Source organism: Pedobacter sp. GW822-FHT03F06 (assembly GCF_058801365.1).
This window is the reverse complement of record NZ_JBXANE010000010.1, coordinates 118116-142224: the sequence shown is the minus strand read 5'-3', so window position 1 is coordinate 142224 and position 24109 is coordinate 118116. Positions and strand designations below refer to the sequence as shown.

The following is a 24109-nucleotide window of genomic DNA, read 5'->3' as shown; positions in this document are numbered from 1 at the left end:
GTAAAGTCGCGCCACTATTTTACAATTGTTAAATAATTTTTTGCCACGGAAGCACAGAATCACGGAATTTCCATATAGCCGTCATCCTGAGCGGAGTCGAAGAATCTTTAGGATAGAAAATAATTAAAGATTGCTCTCAATCGCGCCAACTTTTTCACGGTACAAATCAATCGGGCTATCTAAAAGTACTGCAATTACGGTTAATTCTGGATCTAGTTTGTCTTTAGGCACCGGAATGTAAACAATACCCGGTATTTTGCTCCAGTACAGCTTGTTATAAATTTCATGTGGCAGCATGGTACCTTCACCCACAATCCTGATCCTGCTGATGTTGTTTTTTAAACCTTTAATGGCAATTGGTCCGGTTGGTGTACCTTCTACAAATAAATAAAGGGTTTGTTTATCTGCAGAAAGTGCCGTATTGCCTTGGTAATGGCCACTAGGGATGCCTTTGCCTGTTTTGTAAAGGACCTCGGCATTTTTGATTACCCAGTTACTAACCTTTTGATCTACGTTGTTAATTCCAGGGTTAAAGTCTAAGCCATCAGCAGGTAAACCGGTATTTTGAAATATATTTGTACCTGCATTTAAGTTAATGGCCAGCCTGCTCAGGTTTAAGTTGGTTAAACCCCGTTGTTTGGGCGCAGCATATAAGTCTGCGAGCGAAAGGCTTTCCTGTTTGTCTTCAACGAGCTGAATAGGACCGTTTAATGATACTTTTAGAACGGTTACATCGCTGTCAAAATCGGCATCTTTTAAATTAAGCAGATAATCTGTTTCATTTAGCTTAATTGTATATGGCTGTGCTTTGCTGCCAACTACTTCAATCTTCTTTATTTTTGATTTTATACCTGATAGTAAAATCCCGTTTTTGGTTTTATAATCGAGATACAGGTACAATATATCTTTGTTTTTGGATAAAGTAGTTTTTCCATCGATATGCCCATCTGGGATCCCGGCCTGTGTACTGTAAATAGCTTCTGCGTGTTTTTGAGTCCAGCGGCCTAAATCTTTTAAAATTTTAACCTGTTCTGGCGCAATAGTTCCATCCGCTTTTGGTCCAATATCAAGCAATAAGTTACCGCCCATGCTGATACAATCAACCAGGGTGCGGATGATCATGTTTGATGATTTATAATGATTATCATAAGGCTGATAGCCCCACGAATCGTTCATCGTGTAACAAAGTTCCCATTCTGGTGAGCTTGGTTTTACAACGGGAACACCTTGTTCCGGCGTATCGTAATCGCCATGCCCGTTTAAGCGAGAGTTGATAATGATATTTTGATTTACCTTACGTAAGTTAGATAATATGTTTTTAGCCTGCCATTCTTCTCCACTATGCTCCCAATCGCCATCAAACCATACCAGGTCGGGATTATATTTGGCCGAAAGTTCGTTTAATTGCCCCTGGAAATAATTCTGAAATTTTTTAAAGCGTACGGGATCCTGTTTATAATCATAACGTTTTCTGTCGCGGGTAAAACCATCATAATCCGGATAACTCCAATCGGGTAATGAAAAATATAACCCTGTTTTAAGGCCAGATTTTTTAAGTTCGGCCACGAATGGAGTGATTAAATCTTTTTTTGCAGCACTATTTTTTAATGTGGTAGTGGCTAAAGGAGCTTTACTATCCCAAAGGGCCACGCCATCATGATGTTTTGTGGTAATTACTGCATATTTAGCCCCGCTTTCTTTAATCAGGTTTACCCATTCTTCAGGTTTATATTTTGCTGCCGTAAAGCCATTAAGCTGTTTCATGTAGGCATCATGATTGATGTAGTTGTTAAAAAATGACCACGATTCGGAAATGCCATTAACCGAATAAATACCCCAGTGGATGAAAATACCCAGTTTGGCATCAGCAAACCATTGCATTTTTTGATCGGAAACCTTTTGTTGGGCAGAAAGTTCACTAGTGATGAATAGGGAAAATAAAATGATGAAAGACTTTAAATAACGCATGATCTGTTTAGTATATCTAAACGTTAAATATAATGTTTTATAGCTGTTTTTTAAACAAAAATTGGGTGTGAAGTCAGGTGTTACCATCTGACTGGAGATAGATTTAGTAAAGAAATTGTAAATGGATATTATATTTGCTTGAAGGTAACTATCGAAGCCTTAAACTAAGAATTCTGTTATATGTCAGATGGTAACATCTGACATCACATATGTCTGTTGATGAGATACCGACAGATATACGAATAGATTTAGCTTCGCTGAGCACTTCGTGGTTCTCAACTGCGTTGCCCTTCGCTCGAAATGACGATCCTCAAAACAACAAACTTTTACGCATAAAAAAAGCCGCCCCGAAAAATCGGGACGGCTGTAAAATATTTGGTTTAGTGATTTACCATTTTTTTCTGCGTTCGCCGCCTTCACGGTTTCCGCCTTCTCTGCGTGGGCCTCCAGTGTTACCACCTTTGTCGTCACGGCTACGTCCAGAGAAATCTCTGAAACCACCACCTTCACGGTTTCCGCCTTCGCGTCTTCCGCTACCACCGCCAGATCTTCTCTCGCCACCGCCACGGTAACCACCGCCGCCGCTTCTGCGTTCTCCGCCGAAACCACCGCTACGTCTTTCACCGCCACCGCGTCTTTCGCCAGCACCTTCACCACGACCACCATCTCCGCTTTTCTCGATACGTACCTGACGTCCGTTAAACTCAACAGATTTAAAGCCTTCAAAAACTTTGTCAGCTACATCGTCTTCCACTTCAAAGAAAGAGAAAACACCTTTTAAATCGATTTTACCAACGCTTTTGCCGCCAATTTTACCGTTGTTACAGATAAATGACAACATATCGCCGCGGGTAAACTCATCTACAGAACCTAAGTTGATGAACAAACGGGTGTAACCTTCGCTACCACGTCCACGTCCGGCACCTCTTTCGCCTCTGTCTGCACCACGGTCGTCGCCAACTGCTGCATTTAAGTCAGGTGCTTTAGAATAGTAATCTAAGAAACGGTTAAATTCTAATGAAGCAAAACGTTTAATTACATCTTCTTTTGATAAATCAGCAAATTCATCCATAATACGTGGAATGTACTGATCAATCTGTTCGTTATTAACTTCTACATTGTGTACTTTATGTACCAAAGAGAATAATTGTTTTTCACAAACATCAAATCCTGTAGGAAGCTCAGCTTTGGTAAATTGTTTGCCAATAATGCGCTCTAACTGACGGATTTTACCTAATTCTTTAGAGTTGATGATACAGATAGAAATACCTGTTTTACCGGCACGGCCGGTACGGCCAGAACGGTGGGTATAACTTTCAATTTCGTCAGGTAAAGAGTAGTTGATTACGTGTGTTACATTGTTTACATCGATACCACGTGCGGCAACATCAGTAGCAATTAACAATTGCATGTTACGCTCACGGAAACGTTGCATTACTTTATCACGTTGTTGTTGCGATAAATCGCCGTGTAAAGCATCAGCATTGTAACCATCTTTAATTAAGTGCTCGGCAACATCTTGCGTATCCAATTTGGTTTTACAAAATACTACAGCAAAAATTTCAGGATTAAAATCTACAATACGTTTTAAGGCAGCATATTTATCACGTGCACGAACAATGTAATATTCGTGTTCGATGTTTACGTTACCTGTATTTTTTGTGCCCATGGTTAATTCAACAGGGTTATCCATATAGTTTTTAGCTATACGGCGAACTTCTGCAGGCATGGTAGCCGAGAATAACCAGGTTTTTTTGTCATCAGGAGTGGTTGATAAAATGTCGTTGATATCGTCCTGGAAACCCATGTTCAACATCTCGTCAGCTTCATCAAGCACAACATATTTAACGTTAGTGAAGTCAATGGCTTTACGGCCAATGATATCCAACATACGGCCGGGCGTGGCCACTACGATCTGAACGCCTTGGCGTATTTCGCGTAGTTGTTGCATAATGTTCGCGCCACCGTAAACGGCAACAACGTGGGCATTAGCAACGTTTTTAGAAAAGTTTTTAAGGTCGTTAGCGATTTGCAAGCATAACTCACGGGTAGGGCATAAAATCAATGCCTGTGGTTTATTAACTTTAAAATCGATTAGTTCTAACAGCGGCAAACCAAATGCGGCTGTTTTTCCTGTTCCTGTTTGGGCCAAACCAACAAAATCATTAGTGCCTTCTAACAGTACAGGAATACTTTGCTCCTGAATAGGTGTTGGAGTTTCAAATCCAAGATCCTTTACGGCATTAACGACGTCATCACTTATCCCCAATAATTGAAATGGGTTTGTCATTCGTCTTTTTATTTTTAATTGAGCCGCAAAGGTAAGGTTAATATTTCGTATTTTACAGATAATCAAGTAAATAGTTTTTTAAGCTAAATATTTGAAAATAAGGAAGTAACAGTGGATGTAAGAATGGATGATGGAAAAGGTGGGACGGAACTGGTTTAAGTTGAGGTCGTGATTGTAATAGAGACAGGTGTTTTTTATTTGGAAAGCGGCTGCAGTGGGGCTTAGGTTACTTCAGTCCCGTTTTCCGTTTCAATCTTTTTAAAACCTTTCAGGTTTGAAAAAGGATTTTCACTCCAACCGGGTTTAGTTGGCAGGGCTGGAGGTGAAGATTTGAGTTTACCGTATCAGGACCATCAAACGGTTTTATTTAGATAGTCTTTAACGAGCCATTGCTAAAAACATCGGTATTCAAGCCTTTTATCTCCGCTATTCTCCGTTTAAGATAAAAACGAATCAGGGCTTTTGGCAATTTTAGCCTTACCAAAAGTCTGGATGCGACTGTTGCAAGAACTTAAAATAACTGAAGTAATTAGCAGAAAAAAGGTGGATTGACAAGTTTTTTTAGACATTAGAATGTATTCTTCTTCTCTAAATCAGGTAGAGATTCATCGATTCTTCTCGCTAGCTCTGGTAATTTAATTGTTGGTACTGCGGGGAATAGATGGTGTTCGAGATGATAAAACATGCTGAAAGTAACTTTATTTTTCCATCCATCTCTTTGTGTTCTCGCAAAATCAGGATTTTCTTCTGTATCGTGATGAACTGACCAAACAGCAAAGAATGCCATTAAAAATTCAGCAATTACCATAATAATAACATGGTAAATTAAGAAGTTAATTTGAAAATAAAAGATCAATCCTAAAAATACAATAATGGATAATAATTCAATAATTACATTTTTGACATATTTTTTGTTGCCCAATTGTAAAGTGACTTTATGGATTAAAAACATGTGTATCGGGCCATAAAGTATTGCACCGTACCATGTCATCCCTGCCGATTTACCTTCGTAATCTTCTGCAGTTAAGCAATATTTATGGTGCCGGATATGATTAAATTTGATGGCATGTATTGAGGATACCATCAGTATGCTATTAGAATACAAAGAGAACCAGGTTAAGAATTTGTTTGTTCCCAACGAATTGTGAAAGCCATTATGAACTTGCCTTAATCCAGTTAAGAAAAAGAATGCTGAAAATGGTAATGCAAATAAATAATAACCATAGTAGGCCAATGTTAGAGAAATCAATAACCAAGGGATGGTTAAGTTATTTTCTATCAACATTTCTTTTAACGAAAGACTTCTTAAGTCTTTCCATTCAACTTTTTTAAGTATTTCTGAGTGTGTCATACCCCTGTGATTAATTATTCTCTGTCGATGTATTTCTATCTTAACCTTTCAGCAGAACGGATTAATCTTTCATCTTTATTGATGCCAAAAATAGCCAGTACAACGAATAAAATGGCCAATGCCGGTAAATAAGCACCAATACCAAAACTGGCACCTTCAATACCACCAGGTAGTTTTTTAGCATAAACACTGCACCAAAAAGCAAAACCTCCAATTAGAATGATCGAAATAACTGCAATGCGTTTTTGAAAACTTCTTTTTTTATAGTTGAAGATATTAATTAAACAAATAAATGCAACAGCTATGTTGGTGATAATTAAAGGTAGAAAAGATTGAACTTTAAGACCTATGCCTGCCTTAATGGTTAAAGTTTGGTATAGCCCGGTGGTGTATACCGCTGATTCTGTTCCTGCAACATCTTTTGTGGCGATGGGTAAAAACAACATTAAAACTAAGGTTAGTGCTGCTAAAAAGAGCCAGATCGATTGTATTCTTTGTATCATGAATGAAAAATGTATGGGAACAAATCTAGCCTTTTTTGAGAAAAGAAAGAAAGATTAAAGTTCCCGGCCAGGCCAGGGATTAATAAGATGCATTAAATGCAATTTATGATAGATATTTTCCGCCCAACGCCAAACACTTAACGCCAAATGCACTATTTAGTATTTTTCCTCAACTGTATTTTTAGATCGCTTTGAGTAAAAAAGGTATTACATCCAGCTGTTCTGCGATGGCGGTCTTTTAAATCGGTTAACTTTGATCAACCATGCCAATAAAACGATTTATGCTCAAAAAAATACTTTTTCTAATTCTCCTGCTTGCTGCAACAAACACCTTTGCTCAAGATACCCTTAAATTTGAACAGGCATTAACGGTAGCCAGTGGTAGCCGTTATGGGCGAGAAGCTGTTTATACCGATTTACTGGCCTGGCAAATGGCCAATGGAAAATTAGAAAAGCCGACCGAAAACGGAGCGTTTTCAGCAGGAAAAGATGGTCAAAAAGTATTATGGAAAGCCATTAAAGCAGATGCTAATGGCCGTTTTAGTGCATTCACTAGAAGATCTTTTCAGACTACCAATAATCCTTTCCTAAATCCGGGGAGCATAGATAGGGGTTCTGATTATATCTACATTGCTTACACTTCTCCTAAAGAACAAACTGCAATTTTAAATGTAATTGGTGGCAATAGTTTGTTTTTCAATGGTACGCCACATATGGGCGATCCTTATGCATCGGCTTATATGAATATTCCGGTTCAATTAAAAAAAGGTGTAAACGAACTTTTTGTAAGAGGTGCCAGCATATTGCCAATGATTATTATTAACACCAAAAAGTTACTTATTCATACGGATGATATTACCTTGCCGAGCATTGTGCTTAATCAGGCAAACACTGTATTAAGTGGTGCATTAACGGTAAGTAATTCTTCATTAAAGGATGTTAACGATTTGCACATTAAAACCATCTTAAATGGCAAACAGCGGGAAGTGGCCATTTCGCGCATTGCAAAACTCAGCATGCGAAAGGTGATTTTTGAACTGGATGCAAGTGCTATAAGCACATCAGGTAATTATAATCTTGAAATACAGCTGCTGCAAAACAAGACAATTTTAGATCAGAAAACGATTGTAATTGAAGCTTTAAGCAATTCATCAAGCTATAAACAGACTTTTATCAGTAAAATTGACGGCAGCTTGCAGTATTTCGCAGTTACGCCGCAACTTAACGGCTGGAAACCAAATTCAGCATTATTTCTTTCTGTACATGGTGCTGGTGTAGAAGCTATTGGTCAGGCGAAAGCCTATAAATCTAAAGACTGGGGAACAGTGGTTGCCGCTACTAACCGCAGGCCACGCGGTTTTAATTGGGAAGATTGGGGCCGTCAGGATGCTTTAGAAGTATTGGCTATGGCAAAAGATCAGTTTAAACCAAACGATAAACAGATTTACCTCACCGGCCATTCTATGGGCGGCCACGGAACGTGGTTTTTAGGTGCCACTTATCCCGATAAATGGGCTGCTATTGCGCCTGCTGCTGGTTATGCTTCGCTTAAAGATTACGGCTCTGCTGATGGGAAAATTCCTGATAGCAGTAAAAATCTGATAGAAAGGATGTTGTTAAGGGCTGGAAACCAGAGCGATGTTCCGAAATTAGTAACTAATTATACACCACTGGGTGTTTATATTCTTCACGGTGATGCCGATAGGGTCGTACCGGTTAGTTATGCAAGACAAATGAAGGAATTGCTTGCTGGTTTTCATGCCGATTTTAGTTATTACGAATACCCGGGCGGCGAGCATTGGTTTGGCGATCAAAGTGTAGATTGGCCACCTATTTTTAGTTTTTTTAAGTGGCATACTATTGCCGCCGATTCTGCTGTAAACCGAATCGATTTTACCACATCCAGTCCGGGTATTTCGGCTACCTACCGCTGGGCCACCATTTATCAGCAAACGCAGCCTTTACAATATAGTCGCATCACTTTAACAAGAGACAGGAAGCTATCAACCATTGTTGGTAAAACCGAAAACGTTGCGCTTTTAAAGTTGGCTTTAACAGATTTTGCAGCTAAAACACCCATAAAAATTACTTTAGATAGTTTAACGGCTATTAATTATACCACACAAAGTATTAACGATACCCTGTTTTTGGAGAAAAATAACGAAGCATGGCAAATCATCACCAAAATTGATAAAAGAGATAAAAACCCGTTGCGATATGGCACTTTTAAAGAGGCTTTTAATCATAAAATGGTTTTTGTAGTGGGGACAAATGGCACTGCCGAAGCCAATCTGGCTAATTTAAATAAAGCCAGATACGACGCTGAAAGTTGGTATTACCGTGGTAACGGCGCAATTGATATCATCATGGATAAAGAATTTTCGGCATCAAAATACCAGGGGCGTAATATTATTTTGTACGGAAATTCCGAAAATAATACAGCCTGGAAAACATTACTGAAAGATTGCCCGATACAGGTAAGCAATTCGCAAATAACCACAGGACAAGGCAGCTGGAAAGGTGATGATTTAGCAGCTTATTACATTTGGCCTCAACAGGACAGTAAACTATTGATAGGCGTAGTGGCCAGTACCGGGGTAACGGGGATGAAAGCGGCTTATGCCAACCAATATTTTGCCGGCGGTAGCGGTTTTCCTGATTTTATGATATTTTCGTCTGAATTACCAAAAGAAGGAAGCAAAGGCATAAAGCTGGCTGGTTTTTACGATAATAAATGGCAATTTGACGAAAAAAATACCGCTAAGCTTTAGTTACGGGCTACTTATAATAAATGTAGCGCGCTTTCCTTCTAAATAAAAAGGAAAAAAGTATTTTTGCATCACTTTGAGTAAAAAAAGGTATTTCATCCAATTGGCTTATGATGGCAGCTTGTACCATGGCTGGCAAACACAGCCTAATGCAATCACCGTTCAGGAATTGTTGGATAAGGCGATGTCTGTTTTTTTTAGACAGCCAATAGAGTCTTTGGGTTGCGGCAGAACGGATGCTGGCGTGCACGCAACTGATTTTTATGCCCATTTTGATGTGGAAGGTGTAGAAGAGGCAAAGGTTTTAAACGCAGTAACAGGCATCAATGCCATGTTGCCCTATCAAATTGCGGTAAAAAAAATTATTCCCGTGCATGATGATGCCCATGCCCGCTTTGATGCAACCGCCCGCGCTTACAAATACTATATTCACTTTGAAAAAAATCCTTTTAAACTTAACCGGTCATGGTTGGTTAAAGATAAATTGGATGTAGAAGCGATGAACAATGCGGCCTCACTGTTATTAAATTATACTGATTTTTCGTGTTTTAGTAAATCAAACACGCAAACTTTTACAAATAACTGTAAAATAACCAAAGCCGTTTTCGAGCAGCAGGAAGATGGATTAGTTTTTACCATCCAGGCCGATCGTTTTTTGAGGAACATGGTGAGGGCCATTATGGGTACTTTGGTACAGATTGGTAAAAAAGAAATAAATTTAACGGATTTTAAAGCAATAATAGAAAGTAAAAACCGCAGCAATGCCGGGCAATCGGTGCCTGCTTGCGGTTTATACTTAGTGAAGATAGAATACCCTTATATAAGGTAGAAGGTTAAAGGTGTAAGGTAAAAGGTTTGGCGACCGCTTTACAAGATAAACTTTTCCTTTATTGAAATTTGTGTAAGATATGTAGGGCCTTAAACCCTAAACCTTACACCTTAAACCATAAGCATGGCAGTTACAGGCGACGTATATAACACCGGATTACTGAAACGTATTTTTCAATACGTAAAGCCTTACCGTGCCGTTTTTGTGTGGTCGGTTATTTTAACCATTCTGCTGGCGGCCATTTCTCCGGTGCGTCCGTTTTTAATTAAATATACACTCGATCATTATATTTTAACAGGTAATTATTCTGGTCTGGTAAATATGACTATGCTGATGATCTTTATGTTGATCTTACAGACTTTGATCCAGTATAATCACACACTTTTAACCAATACACTGGGGCAATCGGTTATCCGCGATCTTCGGATCAATGTTTTTAACCACATTACCAAACTCCGCTTAAAGTTCTTTGATAAAACACCCATCGGACAATTAATTACCAGAACTGTTTCCGATTTGGAAACCATTGCTGATATCTTTTCGGAAGGTTTAATCTCGATGATAGGCGATAGTTTGCAGGTGGTGGTGATTGTGTGCGTAATGTTATACACCGATTGGCAATTGAGTTTAGTGGTGCTTTTGCCCATTCCGTTGTTGATTATTGCTACCCGAAAATTTCAGAAAGCGATTAAGGTTGCTTTCCAGGAAATCAGGAATGAGGTTTCTAACCTGAACACTTTTTTGCAAGAACACATTACTGGCGTTTCTATTGTGCAGTATTTTGCAAGGGAGAAACAGGAATACAGAAAATTCTATGCCATTAATAAGCGCTATCGCGATGCCAATATCCGTTCTAACTGGTATTATTCTATCTTTTTTCCGGTGGTTGAGTTAATATCAGCCATGTCTTTAGGTTTGTTGGTATGGTACGGCGCAAAAAGTATCCTTTCTAAACCGTTAGATGTAACGCCCGGAACGATCACACAGTTTATCATGTACCTGGGGATGGTGTTTACGCCAATCCGCCAGTTGGCAGATAAATTTAACACATTACAGATGGGTATGGTTGGCGCCGAACGTGTTTTTAAAGTTTTGGATACTGACGAAACTACGCCAAATACGGGGACGCAAAAGCCAGCCAGATTAGACGGAAATATTAAATTCGAAAAGGTTTGGTTTGCCTATAATGATGAGAACTACGTACTGAAAGACCTTACATTTGAAGTGAAGGCTGGCGAAACTGTGGCCTTGGTAGGCGCTACAGGTGCTGGTAAATCTTCTACCATTAATATCCTGAACCGTTTTTATGAAGTGAAAAAGGGAGATATCACCGTAGATGGCATTCATATCGAAGATTTTGATCTGGATTATTTAAGAAGCCATATTGCCACTGTACTTCAGGATGTTTTCTTGTTTTCAGATACCATTTTAAACAACATTACACTAAATAACCCCGAAATTACCATCGAAGAAGTGGTGAATGCTGCTAAAAAGGTTGGTGCGCACGATTTTATCGAACGTTTACCGGGTGGTTATCAGTATAATGTAATGGAAAGGGGAGCTACCCTGTCAGCTGGCCAGGCGCAATTGATTTCGTTTATCCGCGCCCTCGTGCATAATCCGGCTATTTTGGTTTTAGATGAGGCCACTTCATCCGTTGACACCGAAACCGAATTATTGATCCAGAAAGCCATTGATAACTTAATGGAAGGCCGAACCTCAATTGTAATTGCCCACCGTTTATCCACCATTCAAAAGGCCGATCAGATTATTGTGCTCGATAAGGGCGAGATAAAAGAAAAAGGAACCCACCAACAATTGTTAAAGTTAAACGGCTATTATAAAAAACTTTACGATCTGCAGTTCTCATCCAAAGGGATAGCTAAAGTTTAAACACATTTATTCCCGAGGATTTTCTTAATTTAACAGCTTCTTAAACCCAATAGGAGGATGAAACGGTTAAAATTACTTGCCTTGTTCTTGTTTTCGGCTTTAGCCTTGCAGGTTTCTGCACAGCAGAAAAAATATGTAATGGTGATTCACGGTGGTGCCGGCACCATTCTCAAAAAGAACATGAGTCCCGAAAAAGAGGCTGCTTATATCGCTGCCTTAACAAAAGCATTAAATGCAGGCTATGCAGAAATTAAAGCAGGTAAATCGAGCCTCGATGCTGTTGAGGCAACCATTCACGTTTTAGAAAACGATCCTCATTTTAATGCGGGTAAAGGCGCTGTTTTTACTCATGATGGCAGAAATGAGCTCGATGCCGCAATAATGGATGGAAAAACCTTAATGGCTGGATCGGTTGCCGGAGTAACTACCATAAAAAATCCAATTTCTGCAGCCAGGGCCGTGATGGAAAAATCGGAACATGTAATGATGGTTGGCGCTGGTGCCGATCAATTTGCAAAAGAAGTCGGACTGGAAATCGTTGATCCTAAATATTTCTGGACTAAGGAACGTTGGGATGGCTTACAAAAAGCCATTAAAGAAGATTCTACCAAAGCGGTGTTAGATCATGGAAACAAGAAATCGGAATTATTTGGAATTAAAAACCACGATTACAAATTCGGTACAGTGGGTTGCGTGGCTTTAGACAAGGCTGGAAACCTGGCAGCTGGAACATCAACCGGTGGTATGACGAACAAAAAATACGGACGTGTGGGCGATGCGCCGATTATTGGTGCGGGTACTTATTGCAATAACGAAACGGCTGGTATTTCCTGTACTGGTTGGGGCGAGTTTTATATCCGCAATGTGGTGGCCAAAACGATTTCCGATTTAATGGAATATAAGGGATTGTCTGTTGCAGAGGCATCGAAAATTGCTTTAGATAAAGTAGGCAAAATGGGTGGTGATGGTGGTTTAATTGCTTTAGATAAAAAAGGCAATATAGCTATGCCATTTAATACCGAAGGCATGTATAGAGGCGCAATTACTGCCGACGGGAAAATTGAAGTCAGTATTTATAAATAAAATTATTTTATGCCTACTCTGTCGTATTCAATAGCAAGCCAAAACACCTAAAAAAATAAAGATGACATTTATAGAATTCGTAAAGAAATTATTTGCCAACTTAACCTTTCAGGTTATCATAGCCATCATAATTGGGATTAATGTTGGGATTTTCTTCCCGGGTTTTGCGCCCACGGCTAAATTAATCAGTCAGGGTTTTATCAACCTGATTAGCATGTTAATTGCACCAATTATATTCTTTACCATTGTTTTAGGAATCGCACACATGGGCGATATGAAAAAAGTAGGCAGGGTGGGTGGCAAAGCATTGTTATATTTCGAAATTGTAAGCACAGTGGCTATTGCAATTGGTTTATTGGTGGCTAATATTTTAAAGCCGGGTGCCGGAATGATAACTAAGGCTAGCGATGCTACAAAAATTGTAGGTTATGCCGAGCAGGCTAAAGATATGAACTGGGCAGAATTTTTCCTGCATATTATTCCGCATAATGTGATTGCCGCTTTTGCTGAAGGAAATATTTTACAGATTTTGCTGTTTGCCATTCTTTTTGGTTATGGCCTGAATAAATTGGGCGGAGAGGGAACAAGCGTTTTAAATGCCTTCGATAAAATATCGAAAGTACTCTTCAAAATTATGAAGGTAATTATGCGTTTAGCACCAATTGGTGCTTTCGGCGGAATGGCTTTCAGCATTGGTACACATGGTTTGGAAAGCATAGTGGGCATGGCTAAACTAATGGGTTCGGTTTATTTAACCTGCATCCTGTTCATTTTTATCGTTTTAAATGGAATTTGCATGTACTATAAATTTAGCCTATGGGCTTACCTGAAGTATATCCGACAGGAAATTTTAATTGTACTGGGTACTTCTTCTTCTGAATCGGCCCTGCCAAGCATGATGCAGAAAATGGAGGCTATTGGTTGCGATAAATCAGTTGTTGGTTTGGTTATTCCTACCGGCTATTCCTTTAATCTTGATGGAACGGCAATTTACCTGGCCATGGCCGTTATATTTCTTTGTCAGGTTTTTCATGTCGATTTATCCTTAGGTCAGCAGATTACGGTTTTAGGTGTGCTCATGGTTACCTCTAAAGGTGCTGCTGGGGTAACGGGTAGTGGTTTTATCGTTTTGGTCTCAACCTTAACCGCTTTGAAAATTATGCCGATAGAACATATCTCCATATTAATTGGCGTAGATCGTTTTATGAGTGAAGCCAGAGCAATAACCAATGTAATCGGGAACGGCGTGGCTACGATAGTGATAGCTAAAAGCGAAAAGCAGTTCGATGAGGCAAAGTATCAGAAAGCCATTCAGCCTGCAATGATAGAAAAAGCAGAGGAGGTGTAGTTGTGAGTTTTCAGTTCTGGGTGCAGATAATTTAGCCACGGAAGCACAGAAATCACGGAAAATTTCTTGTATTTATGTTATCGTAAATCTTTGTTTTTATAGCACATGCAAAACCCTTCTACCCTCAGCCTTCACACCTTCAACCTTTTTTATGTACCTTTGTCGTAGAAACATGCACACAGCTTGTTTAATTAATCCACAGCACATTGGCTCAAGAAGAACAAAATAACCGCAAAGAAAAAAGCGAGTTACACCCACGCAACAAACACCGTTCGCGTTACAATTTCAAACAACTTATTGCAACCTCAAAAGAATTAAAACGTTTCGTTTTTAAAAACGAACACAATGATGATTCTATTGATTTTGCTGATCAAAGTGCCGTTAAGGCACTTAATAGGGCATTGTTGAAGTATTTCTATAACATTTCACAATGGGACATTCCTCAGGATTTTCTTTGTCCGCCTATTCCGGGCCGGGCTGATTATATCCATTACGTTGCCGATCTTTTAGGGTCGAGCAATAAGGGTAAAAATCCAAAAGGAGCTAACATCAATGTATTAGATATCGGCGTAGGTGCTAACTGTATTTACCCCATCATTGGGCACCAGGAATATGGCTGGAGTTTCGTAGGTTCTGAGATCGATCCACTTTCGGTCGATTCGGCAAAACGCATTATCGAAGCCAATAAACCATTACAAGGGGCAGTAGAAATCCGTCAGCAATCTTCAAAAATGGGTATTTTTAGAGGTGTTGTAGGTGGTAAAGAAAGGTTCGATGCGGTAGTTTGTAACCCACCGTTTCATGCTTCTTTAAAAGAAGCCGAGCAAGGTACCCGTCAGAAATGGCGTAACCTGGGCGGAAATGAAAAGGAAGTAAAACACGTATTAAACTTTGGCGGTAACAAGGCCGAACTTTGGTGCCCGGGTGGTGAGCGTGCTTTCGTAGAGCAGATGATTATCCAGAGCGAGCAGATCAAAAATCAGGTTTTATGGTTTACGTCATTGGTATCAAAAAGTGCTAACTTAAAAAGTATCTACAGCGCATTGGTTAAAGCAAATGCTTTTGAGGTTACCACCGTTCAAATGAGCCAGGGGCAAAAAATAAGCCGTTTCGTAGCGTGGACCTTTCATGACGAAGCTGCACAAGCTGAATGGGTAAAAGCCTGGAAAACCGAACCGAAACCAAAAGCAGATAGTCCAAAGGCTGAAGTTAAAAGTCTTTAGTCTAATAATAGTAAAGCAAAGCCGGATTATAAAGTTAGTCCGGCTTTTCGTTTTTAGGATTATGATACGGGAAAAGCCAAGCTACATTCTGCGTTTATCATTTAAAATCAGCGGGAATAAATACGTTTAAATGGTTCACACAGATTACACGGATGTGCGCAGATTTTGCAACTATAGAACCGTCAACCGAGAACTGTAAACTGCCCATTGATTAACTGGTCTTTGCTTCAAAAATATACCCGGCCAGAGCAGTTATTACCATGGCCACTGTTCCCCAGAAACAAATCCGCAATATTCCTTTAATCATACTAGAGCCTCCTGCCTTTGCCGCAATTGCCCCCGATAAAGCTAGGAACATAATAGCGAAACCGTATTGGTAAAACACCATCGATTTTATTGGGGCAAGAAAAGCAACTAAAAAAGGTAAAATACCGCCGCTGATAAAGGAGGCTCCAGATGCAAAAGCAGCTTGAAGCGGTTTGGGCTGTGTAATTTCGTTAATACCCAGTTCATCTCTGGCATGTGTGCCTAAGGCATCTTTTTCGGTTAATTTTATGGCTACCTGCATGGCCAGATCTTCGTCAAGCCCCTGCGCAACATATATCTTTGCAAGCTCTTTCAGTTCCAATTCGGGCATGGTTTCGAGTTCTATCTTTTCTCTCGCCAAATCTGCTTTTTCAATATCCGACTGAGAACTTACGGAAACATATTCTCCGGCAGCCATAGATAATGCTCCGGCAACCAAACCGGCCAGTGCCGCCAATACAATCGGACTTCTGGTATCGCTCGCTGCGGCAATACCAATAACTAAACTGGCTGTAGAAATAATGCCGTCGTTGGCCCCAAGCACTGCCGCCCTTAGCCAACCTGTTCTATTGGTATAATGTTTTTCTAATTCCATTTTTGGTTAAGTATGCTGTACTTGTAGTATTCAATGTCCCCCTTCGAAGGGGGCTGGGGGATGAAAAACTAACGCAACTCCTAATATCATCATTTCTTCTCGTAAACAATCAGAATAGTCAAATCATTACCCGTATTCGGGGCAATACCATGCGAACTGCCAGGGCGGGTTAAAATGGCATCACCAGGTTTAACAGCGAAAGTTTTTCCGTTCATCTGCATGGTTCCGTTTCCACTAATCACATAATAAATTTCATCCTCTTTCTGCAAATGATAGCCTATAGCAGAGCCCGATTTTAAAGTACGTTTTTTAAAGACCGTTTTCAGGCTTTTCGCCTCCGCAAAAAAGTTAAAGCCGATGGTTTTGCCCCCACCGTTATGTGTACCGGGTTCTTCTTTAGCTACTTCAATATCGTTTTGAAGGATATATTTACTCGTATCGGTACTTTGTGCACTGGCCTTAACTGAAATAAAAGTAGCAGTAAAAATGGTTACGATTGGGATTAGCTTCTTGATCATATACGTTTTATAATTGGCTTAAGTTTTGTCTGGGTTTTTAGACTTCCCGCTTTGGTCTTTAGTCTTTTCGCTCAAAAGGTAAATTTAGGCGTTTTGCATGGATGTTGCCACAAGCACCATCACTTTGTTAATAAACCCGATCGCAGTGGTTCCGATTCTTCATCGGAAAGAACGGAGAGTGGGAGTGGAGCTCCCCAAAAGCACAGGACTGCTCATTTCCTAATCTTAAGCCTTAATGTTTTTGATTTGAAAACGAACGGTTTGTGGTTCTTGGCAAGTGAAGTCCTGCCATCCACTGTAGCTCCGATAGAAAAAATCGGAGGCTGCCGTTACTGTCAGGTTTATAGCCGAAGGGCTTGCTCCAGGTATAATGCCTAAAAGGTATTATTCTTTATTCATACGGAGGCGCGAAACATCACGATAGTTAATTCTGCATCACGTCTTTAGCTTTAGTCTTTCCGCTTTGGTCTTTAGTCTAAATGTTTCCTATTCATTTTGCTATTACAATCTATATAGCGGGCTACAGCTGCCATAAAGCATTTCCTTACATTTTACTGAAAAAACAGACTAAATAATATGGTTTTAGATTTGAATTCCATTACAATAATATTAGCTTTGCACAAAAAAAATATTGATACATGAGCGTTTTAGTAAATAAAGATTCTAAGGTTATCGTTCAGGGTTTTACCGGAAACGAAGGAACTTACCACGCTGAGCAGATGCTGGCCTATGGTACAAACGTAGTTGGTGGTGTAACGCCTGGCAAAGGTGGGCAATTGCATTTAGAAAAGCCTGTTTTTAATACTGTTAAAGATGCCGTTGATAAAACGGGTGCAAATGTATCTATCATTTTCGTGCCACCAGCTTTTGCTGCTGATGCCATTATGGAAGCTGCCGAAGGTGGTATTAAAGTTATTGTTTGTATTACTGAAGGTATTCCAACTAAGGATATGATTCAGGTTAAAGAATATATTGCTGACCGCGATGTTACGCTTATCGGCCCTAACTGCCCGGGTGTAATTACTGCTGATGAAGCTAAAATAGGTATTATGCCAGGTTTTATCTTCAAAAAAGGTCATGTAGGAGTGGTTTCTAAATCGGGAACTTTAACTTACGAAGCAGTAGACCAGGTGGTTAAAGCTGGTTTAGGTATTACTACGGCTATCGGTATCGGTGGTGACCCAATTATCGGAACACCAACTGTAGAAGCGGTGAAATTATTAATGAACGATCCTGAAACTCACGGTATCATCATGATTGGTGAAATTGGTGGTGGAATGGAAGCAGAAGCAGCCCGTTGGATTAAAGAAAACGGTACTAAACCTGTTGTTGGTTTCATCGCTGGTCAAACTGCGCCTCCGGGACGTAGAATGGGCCACGCTGGTGCTATTGTTGGCGGTGCTGATGATACTGCAGCTGCTAAAATGAAAATCATGCGCGAGTGTGGTATCCGTGTAGTAGAAAGTCCTGCTGAAATCGGTGCTGCAATGGCAGAAGAATTAGCAAAATAAGATTTAAAAATCTCTTTATAGAAAAGCGTTTCGATTAACTTCGGGACGCTTTTTTTGTTTGGCCAGGTTGCCATCGTACAATAGAGGAAAAAAAAGGTAAATTAATTGCCACGGAAACACGGAAGGCACAGAATAAAAAAGAGAAAAAAATTAGAAAATTTAATTAGCTTAGTTAAAATTCTCATTTATGGATTATCAAATAAAACAAGGTAATCTTCCCTATAAAAATGAAACTGATTTAATTATTAATGCTGCAATTGAAGTTCATAAGGATTTGGGTTGTGGTTTTCTTGAGATCGTTTATAAGGATGCGCTTTGTATCGAATTTGAAAGTCGCGGATACTTTTATGAGAGAGAAAAACATTATCCTGTTTACTATAAGGATGTTTTACTTCCGCATAGTTTTTATGCTGATTTTATAGTTTTTGATACTGTAGTTTTAGAAATAAAATCAAAAAGTGGAATAGCGAATGAAGATTTGGCTCAAGCTATAAACTACTTGAAATGCTCAGAATGTAGCGTTGGTTTAATATTAAACTTTGGCAAGCCTACTTTAGAAATAAGACGCGTTGTTTTTTAATCATTTTCCGTGTCTTCCGTGCTTCCGTGGCAAAAAAACTTTCCGAGTCTTCCATGGCAAACCAGCGATCTCTCGAATGATGGTGCATTTAGCATCTAAAAACTTCCAACTCCTAACTGAAAGCTCTCAACGCCAAACTGAATTATCATTCCTTTGTAAACACTCATACAAACCACTAAACCAGCAAACCAAAACAAAATCTATGTCGTATATTGATATATGAAAACGATGTTAAATAAACTATTTTTGCTTACTGCTGTTGTTTTAATAACAGGTCTTTCTGCTTGTGCCCAAAAGCAAGATAAGAAAGCCATAAAACAATCGAAGGAAACAGAACAAATCATACCAAAGAAGAAAATGAACTGGAATCCATTAACACCCGAAGAAGAAAGAGTAATTGTAAATAAAGGTACAGAATACCCTGGTACAGGTAAATATGAACATACAACAGATAAAGGGACTTATACCTGTAAACGTTGTAATGCAGCGCTATATCGTTCGGAAAGTAAGTTTGATGCACATTGCGGATGGCCTGCTTTTGATGATGAAATTAAAGGTGCTGTAAAGCGCATTCCTGATGCCGATGGTTCCCGTACAGAAATTGTTTGTGCCAACTGTGGCGCGCATCTTGGCCACGTATTTTTGGGCGAAGGATTTACCAATAAAGACACCCGTCATTGTGTAAATTCTATCTCCATGAATTTCGTGCCGGATCAAAAATAAGGTGGATGTAGAAGGGTTAGGTAGAGGCGTATGGCGGCAAGCTGTACGCCTTTTTTAATGCACAAAATCAGGCTGTTTTTCCACAAATTATTGATTATAAACTAAATGCTTATATTTGCAGGCTCGATAAATAAAATTTAGCCTATGAAGTATCTGCTGTTATTAAGTTTTTGTTTCCTGTTTTTACAAGGTAAAGCACAAAATTCTGATTCATCAAACGGACCGGATAGCATCAAAAAAACAGTTCTCGCCACTTATTATCACAGAAAATTTGAAGGCCGCCGCACCACCAGCGGCGCCAAATACCGGGCAAAAAAGCTAACAGCTGCCCATCGTACGCTGCCATTCGGCACCCTGGTTACAGTAACTAATCCAGATAACGGAAAATCGGTCGTAGTAAAGGTAAATGACCGTGGTCCTTTCTCTAAAAGATTGGCTATAGATCTGTCTGAACGTGCTGCAAAACAGATCGGTATCTTCCGTAAAGGCATAGCTAAAGTAAGCCTTAGTTATACCGTTGAGTAAATACTCTTTTTAGCTCTATTTAAGGCTTGTTATACCCCTCAAATTTAAGTTATTAACACTCGTTTTGGTTTGCTAAGCCCTTGAAAAGAAACGATTAGCTTTTTTTTCGCTTGAAAATGATATTCGAGTGATCGTTTTTCCCCAGCAATTGGACAGGGTGTTAACAACTTTGGTTCACAAAAAAGGGCCGCCGTATATATATTTGTTATAACAAAGTTCTTTAACTTCTTGCGCTTGAAAACAAATATAAAAGCTTAGTTTTTAGTAATTTATACGTATATCACCTGATTGCAATTTTAAATTTTCCCTAACTAAAAACCCAGTTGTTTGTCAGGCAATAGAGTTAGCACTTTCACAACAGCGTTTTGATAAAAGACATTACAATCATCATATAAAATTGATGGATGCGTGCCTTTGTCGGCCCTGTTAAAAAAATAGAATTAAAAATATCAGCGTATGGAACAGGAATTATTACTACAAGAAAACAAAGATAGATTTGTGCTTTTGCCGATTAAGTATCCGGCAATTTGGGAAATGTATAAAAAGACCGAAGCTAGTTTTTGGACTGCAGAAGAGATTGATCTTTCTGATGACCAGAAACACTGGGACAATTTAAATGATGGCGAAAGACATTTCATTTCTCATATTCTTGCTTTCTTTTCTGCTAGTGATGGTATTGTGAACGAAAACCTTGCGGTAAACTTCATGAGTGAGGTTCAATTGCCGGAAGCACGTTGTTTTTATGGTTTCCAGATCATGATGGAAAACATCCATGCAGAAACTTATGCGCTGTTAATCGATACTTATATTAAAGATCCCGAAGAAAAAGACCGTTTGTTCCACGCCATTGATACTGTTCCTGCGGTGAAAAGAAAAGCGGAGTGGGCTTTACGCTGGATCGAAAACGGAACTTTTGCTGAGCGTTTAGTGGCATTTGCTGCGGTTGAAGGTATTTTCTTCAGCGGAAGTTTTTGCTCTATTTTCTGGTTAAAGAAACGTGGTTTAATGCCGGGATTAACTTTCAGTAACGAACTGATCTCGAGAGACGAAGGTTCACACTGCGAATTTGCCTGTTTACTTTACAGCATGTTAAGCAATAAGTTGAGCGAAGAAGCAGTTCATGGCATTATTAGTGATGCTGTAGAAATTGAAAAAGAATTTATTACTGATGCATTACCGGTTGCTTTAATTGGTATGAATGCAAAATTAATGAGCCAGTATATCGAATTTGTGGCCGACAGATGGTTGCAGGAGCTTGGTTACAAAAAAATCTACAATGCAACCAATCCATTCGATTTTATGGAAATGATTTCATTGCAGGGTAAAACCAACTTTTTCGAAAAACGTGTTGGCGATTATCAGAAAAGTGGTGTACTAACCTCTGCTGATAACAACAAACAGGCGTTTTCTTTAGATGAAGACTTTTAGGTAGAGGGCTAAAAGGTAGATGGCGGAAGGTTAATCTTGATACTAAAATCCCGCTACTTGATACCTGCTACTCGCTACTTGATACCTGCTACTCGATACTAATAAATAAATAACAAAAAATACAAAGTGATGATTAGGTCTTGATACTTGATACTCACGACTTAATAATAAAACTTAAATCTCATAAAATATGTTCGTACTAAAAAGAGATGGCCGCAAAGAAGCGGTGCAATTTGACAAAATCACAGCCCGCATTCAAAAGTTGTGCTATAGTTTAAATTCAGATCTGGTAGATCCAATCGATGTAGCCAAAAAGGTTATCGAGGGTTTATACGATGGTGTAACCACATCGGAGTTGGATAACCTTGCTGCAGAAACTGCTGCCTCGTTAACAACAAAACACCCTGATTATGCTTTGTTAGCATCACGTATTGCGGTTTCTAACCTACATAAAAACACCACTAAATCATTCTCGGGTACGATGAAAATGTTGTACGAATATTTCGACCCGAAAGCGCAGAAAGATGCTCCTCTTATTGCTGATGATGTTTATGAGATTATAGAAAAAAACAAGGATATTTTAGATAGTTCTATCATTTACGACCGCGATTTCGGTTTCGATTATTTCGGTTTTAAAACGTTAGAAAAATCTTACCTTTTAAAAGTTAACGGTCAGATTGTAGAGCGCCCGCAACATTTGTTTATGCGTGTTTCTGTTGGTATCCACAAAGAAGATATCGAGAGCGCAATCAAAACCTATAATTTAATGAGCGAGCGTTGGTTTACACATGCTACACCAACTTTGTTCAACGCAGCTACACCAAAACCTCAAATGTCGTCATGTTTCTTGTTAACCATGCAGGATGATAGCATCGAGGGTATTTACGATACTTTAAAACAAACGGCTAAAATTTCGCAAAGTGCTGGCGGTATTGGTTTAAGTATCCACAATATCCGTGCAACTGGCTCGTATATTGGTGGTACAAACGGTACAAGTAACGGTATTATTCCAATGTTACGTGTATTTAACGATACGGCCCGTTATGTAGATCAGGGTGGAGGTAAACGTAAAGGTGCTTTCGCTATTTATTTAGAGCCTTGGCATGCAGATGTTTTCGAATTCTTAGATCTTCGTAAAAACCATGGTAAAGAAGAAATGCGTGCGCGCGATTTGTTCTATGCCCTTTGGATTAACGATTTGTTTATGCAACGTGTTAAAGATAATGGCGATTGGACCTTATTCTGCCCACACGAAGCACCAGGTTTGGCAGATTGTTTCGGCAAAGAATTTGAAGAATTATACACTAAATACGAAGCAGAAGGCCGTGGCCGTAAAACCATTAAAGCACAAGAACTTTGGTTTGCCATTTTAGATTCGCAAATTGAAACGGGTACACCGTACATGTTGTTTAAAGATGCAGCAAACAGCAAATCTAACCAACAGAACCTAGGTACCATTAAGAGCTCTAACTTATGTACCGAAATTATCGAGTATACCTCTAAAGATGAAGTTGCGGTTTGTAATTTAGCTTCATTGGCATTGCCTCGTTTCGTAATCAATGGTGCTTTCGATCACCAAAAATTATACGATGTAACGTATCAGGCTACTTTAAACCTGAACAAAATCATCGATCATAACTATTATCCAGTACCAGAAGCCGAAAACTCAAACATGCGCCATCGTCCCGTTGGTTTAGGTGTACAAGGTTTGGCTGATGCCTTTATCTTATTACGTTTACCTTTCGAAAGTGATGAGGCTAAACGTTTAAATAAAGATATTTTCGAAACGATTTATTTTGCTTCGATGACAGCTTCGCACGATTTGGCTGTGAAAAATGGTCCTTACCAAACATTTAAAGGTTCTCCATTATCTAAAGGTAAATTCCAGTTCGATTTATGGAATGTTACACCAGATAGCGGCCGTTGGGACTGGAATGCATTACGCAAAAAAGTAGTTAAAGATGGTGTGTACAACTCATTATTGGTTGCGCCAATGCCAACTGCATCTACTTCTCAGATTTTAGGTAACAACGAATGTTTCGAGCCATATACTTCTAACATTTACACCCGCCGTGTATTAAGCGGAGAGTTTGTAGTGGTAAACAAACATTTATTGAAAGATTTAGTAGCATTAGGTTTATGGAACAACGATATGAAAAATCAGATCATATTGGCTAACGGTTCAATCCAGGCGATTGATTCGATTCCTGATTACATTAAAGAATTGTACAAAACCGTTTGGGAGATCAAGATGCGTAATATCATCGATATGGCTGCCGATCGGGGTGCCTATATCTGCCAATCGCAATCGTTAAACTTGTTCGTAAACGCACCAAATACATCAAAATTAACTTCAATGCACTTCTACGCATGGGAGAAAGGTTTAAAAACCGGTATGTATTACTTGCGCACACAAGCCGCTTCTCAGGCTGTTAAATTTACAGTAGAGAACCAGGGTGGAAAAGCAATTGAAGCGGTTATCCCAGCTGAAATGACACAAGATCAGGTTGCAGAAGAAATCGTTGACGGACCAGTTTGTTCAATGGAAGAAGGCTGTATCAGCTGTTCTGGATAATCTCGCACAATATCGTCATGCTGAATTTAGTTCAGCATCTGTATAACATAGATCCTGAAACAAGTTCAGGATGACGAATCTAATCATATCGT

Annotated in this window: 18 protein-coding genes; 12 read left to right on the top strand and 6 right to left on the bottom strand. The window is 39.3% G+C overall.

Going from position 1 to position 24109, the window contains the following annotated elements; genetic code table 11:
* Window positions 1-123: 123 nt before the first annotated feature.
* The 4 genes from AC1RJ8_RS17980 to AC1RJ8_RS17965 all read right to left on the bottom strand — a co-directional run bounded on the left by AC1RJ8_RS17980 (window position 124) and on the right by AC1RJ8_RS17965 (window position 6112).
* On the bottom strand, window positions 124-1968 hold the full coding sequence (locus AC1RJ8_RS17980; protein ID WP_492954831.1) for an alpha-L-fucosidase: 1845 nt from the start codon (window positions 1966-1968) through the stop codon (window positions 124-126).
* 388 nt (window positions 1969-2356) lie between these two features.
* Window positions 2357-4258: a DEAD/DEAH box helicase gene (locus AC1RJ8_RS17975; protein ID WP_492954832.1), complete on the bottom strand. Its 1902-nt coding sequence runs from the start codon at window positions 4256-4258 to the stop codon at window positions 2357-2359.
* 568 nt (window positions 4259-4826) lie between these two features.
* The gene (locus AC1RJ8_RS17970) at window positions 4827-5609 is read right to left on the bottom strand and encodes a fatty acid desaturase family protein (protein ID WP_492954833.1); all 783 of its coding nucleotides are present in this window, start codon (window positions 5607-5609) and stop codon (window positions 4827-4829) included.
* Between the two features lie 35 nt (window positions 5610-5644).
* Window positions 5645-6112, bottom strand: a complete 468-nt coding sequence (locus AC1RJ8_RS17965) for a DUF4293 domain-containing protein (RefSeq protein WP_492954834.1) — start codon at window positions 6110-6112, stop codon at window positions 5645-5647.
* A 281-nt stretch (window positions 6113-6393) separates the two neighbouring features.
* Here AC1RJ8_RS17965 and AC1RJ8_RS17960 point away from each other — a divergent pair, with 281 nt between their 5' ends.
* The 6 genes from AC1RJ8_RS17960 to rlmF all read left to right on the top strand — a co-directional run bounded on the left by AC1RJ8_RS17960 (window position 6394) and on the right by rlmF (window position 15256).
* On the top strand, window positions 6394-8883 hold the full coding sequence (locus AC1RJ8_RS17960) for a prolyl oligopeptidase family serine peptidase (RefSeq protein ID WP_492954835.1): 2490 nt from the start codon (window positions 6394-6396) through the stop codon (window positions 8881-8883).
* Between the two features lie 73 nt (window positions 8884-8956).
* Entirely contained in the window at window positions 8957-9709 is a 753-nt protein-coding gene (gene truA / locus AC1RJ8_RS17955; protein ID WP_492954836.1) for a tRNA pseudouridine(38-40) synthase TruA, read from the top strand.
* Window positions 9710-9832: 123 nt separating this feature from the next.
* Complete coding sequence (locus AC1RJ8_RS17950) at window positions 9833-11602, top strand: ABC transporter ATP-binding protein (RefSeq protein ID WP_492954837.1); 1770 nt, start codon at window positions 9833-9835, stop codon at window positions 11600-11602.
* Window positions 11603-11659: 57 nt separating this feature from the next.
* On the top strand, window positions 11660-12685 hold the full coding sequence (locus tag AC1RJ8_RS17945; protein WP_492954838.1) for an isoaspartyl peptidase/L-asparaginase family protein: 1026 nt from the start codon (window positions 11660-11662) through the stop codon (window positions 12683-12685).
* 61 nt (window positions 12686-12746) lie between these two features.
* Window positions 12747-14033, top strand: a complete 1287-nt coding sequence (gene dctA, locus AC1RJ8_RS17940) for a C4-dicarboxylate transporter DctA (RefSeq protein ID WP_492954839.1) — start codon at window positions 12747-12749, stop codon at window positions 14031-14033.
* A gap of 206 nt (window positions 14034-14239) precedes the next feature.
* Window positions 14240-15256: a 23S rRNA (adenine(1618)-N(6))-methyltransferase RlmF gene (rlmF, locus tag AC1RJ8_RS17935; RefSeq protein ID WP_492954840.1), complete on the top strand. Its 1017-nt coding sequence runs from the start codon at window positions 14240-14242 to the stop codon at window positions 15254-15256.
* Window positions 15257-15467: 211 nt separating this feature from the next.
* On the opposite strand, the gene AC1RJ8_RS17930 is transcribed toward rlmF, so the two are convergent.
* A complete protein-coding gene (locus AC1RJ8_RS17930; protein ID WP_492954841.1) occupies window positions 15468-16157 on the bottom strand; it encodes a VIT1/CCC1 transporter family protein in 690 nt (229 codons plus the stop codon).
* Window positions 16158-16246: 89 nt separating this feature from the next.
* Complete coding sequence (locus AC1RJ8_RS17925) at window positions 16247-16675, bottom strand: cupin domain-containing protein (RefSeq protein ID WP_492954842.1); 429 nt, start codon at window positions 16673-16675, stop codon at window positions 16247-16249.
* 638 nt (window positions 16676-17313) lie between these two features.
* Between AC1RJ8_RS17925 and sucD the strand changes: the two genes are divergently transcribed.
* The 6 genes from sucD (at window position 17314) to AC1RJ8_RS17895 (ending at window position 24017) form a co-directional block, all read left to right on the top strand.
* Window positions 17314-18186, top strand: coding sequence for a succinate--CoA ligase subunit alpha (gene sucD / locus AC1RJ8_RS17920; RefSeq protein WP_057931931.1), 873 nt, complete (start codon window positions 17314-17316; stop codon window positions 18184-18186).
* A 187-nt stretch (window positions 18187-18373) separates the two neighbouring features.
* A complete protein-coding gene (locus AC1RJ8_RS17915) occupies window positions 18374-18766 on the top strand; it encodes a GxxExxY protein (protein ID WP_492954843.1) in 393 nt (130 codons plus the stop codon).
* 219 nt (window positions 18767-18985) lie between these two features.
* Window positions 18986-19489 carry a methionine-R-sulfoxide reductase gene (locus AC1RJ8_RS17910; RefSeq protein WP_492954844.1) on the top strand — a complete coding sequence of 168 codons (504 nt, stop codon included), beginning with the start codon at window positions 18986-18988 and terminating at the stop codon, window positions 19487-19489.
* Between the two features lie 144 nt (window positions 19490-19633).
* Entirely contained in the window at window positions 19634-20014 is a 381-nt protein-coding gene (locus AC1RJ8_RS17905) for a septal ring lytic transglycosylase RlpA family protein (RefSeq protein ID WP_492954845.1), read from the top strand.
* 456 nt (window positions 20015-20470) lie between these two features.
* Entirely contained in the window at window positions 20471-21442 is a 972-nt protein-coding gene (locus AC1RJ8_RS17900; RefSeq protein WP_025145778.1) for a ribonucleoside-diphosphate reductase small subunit, read from the top strand.
* A 190-nt stretch (window positions 21443-21632) separates the two neighbouring features.
* On the top strand, window positions 21633-24017 hold the full coding sequence (locus AC1RJ8_RS17895; protein ID WP_057931928.1) for a ribonucleoside-diphosphate reductase subunit alpha: 2385 nt from the start codon (window positions 21633-21635) through the stop codon (window positions 24015-24017).
* Window positions 24018-24109: the final 92 nt, after the last annotated feature.

Bases quoted from the DNA above. Each gene is read 5' to 3' on its own strand.
- AC1RJ8_RS17980 (WP_492954831.1), bottom strand. From the start codon at position 1,968: ATGCGTTATTTAAAGTCTTTCATCATTTTATTTTCCCTATTCATCACT.
- dctA (WP_492954839.1), top strand. From the start codon at position 12,747: ATGACATTTATAGAATTCGTAAAGAAATTATTTGCCAACTTAACCTTT.
- sucD (WP_057931931.1), top strand. From the start codon at position 17,314: ATGAGCGTTTTAGTAAATAAAGATTCTAAGGTTATCGTTCAGGGTTTT.
- AC1RJ8_RS17975 (WP_492954832.1), bottom strand. From the start codon at position 4,258: ATGACAAACCCATTTCAATTATTGGGGATAAGTGATGACGTCGTTAAT.
- AC1RJ8_RS17930 (WP_492954841.1), bottom strand. From the start codon at position 16,157: ATGGAATTAGAAAAACATTATACCAATAGAACAGGTTGGCTAAGGGCG.
- AC1RJ8_RS17960 (WP_492954835.1), top strand. From the start codon at position 6,394: ATGCTCAAAAAAATACTTTTTCTAATTCTCCTGCTTGCTGCAACAAAC.
- AC1RJ8_RS17925 (WP_492954842.1), bottom strand. From the start codon at position 16,675: ATGATCAAGAAGCTAATCCCAATCGTAACCATTTTTACTGCTACTTTT.
- AC1RJ8_RS17895 (WP_057931928.1), top strand. From the start codon at position 21,633: ATGTTCGTACTAAAAAGAGATGGCCGCAAAGAAGCGGTGCAATTTGAC.
- AC1RJ8_RS17945 (WP_492954838.1), top strand. From the start codon at position 11,660: ATGAAACGGTTAAAATTACTTGCCTTGTTCTTGTTTTCGGCTTTAGCC.
- AC1RJ8_RS17970 (WP_492954833.1), bottom strand. From the start codon at position 5,609: ATGACACACTCAGAAATACTTAAAAAAGTTGAATGGAAAGACTTAAGA.
- AC1RJ8_RS17900 (WP_025145778.1), top strand. From the start codon at position 20,471: ATGGAACAGGAATTATTACTACAAGAAAACAAAGATAGATTTGTGCTT.
- AC1RJ8_RS17950 (WP_492954837.1), top strand. From the start codon at position 9,833: ATGGCAGTTACAGGCGACGTATATAACACCGGATTACTGAAACGTATT.
- AC1RJ8_RS17965 (WP_492954834.1), bottom strand. From the start codon at position 6,112: ATGATACAAAGAATACAATCGATCTGGCTCTTTTTAGCAGCACTAACC.
- AC1RJ8_RS17915 (WP_492954843.1), top strand. From the start codon at position 18,374: ATGGATTATCAAATAAAACAAGGTAATCTTCCCTATAAAAATGAAACT.
- AC1RJ8_RS17905 (WP_492954845.1), top strand. From the start codon at position 19,634: ATGAAGTATCTGCTGTTATTAAGTTTTTGTTTCCTGTTTTTACAAGGT.
- AC1RJ8_RS17910 (WP_492954844.1), top strand. From the start codon at position 18,986: ATGAAAACGATGTTAAATAAACTATTTTTGCTTACTGCTGTTGTTTTA.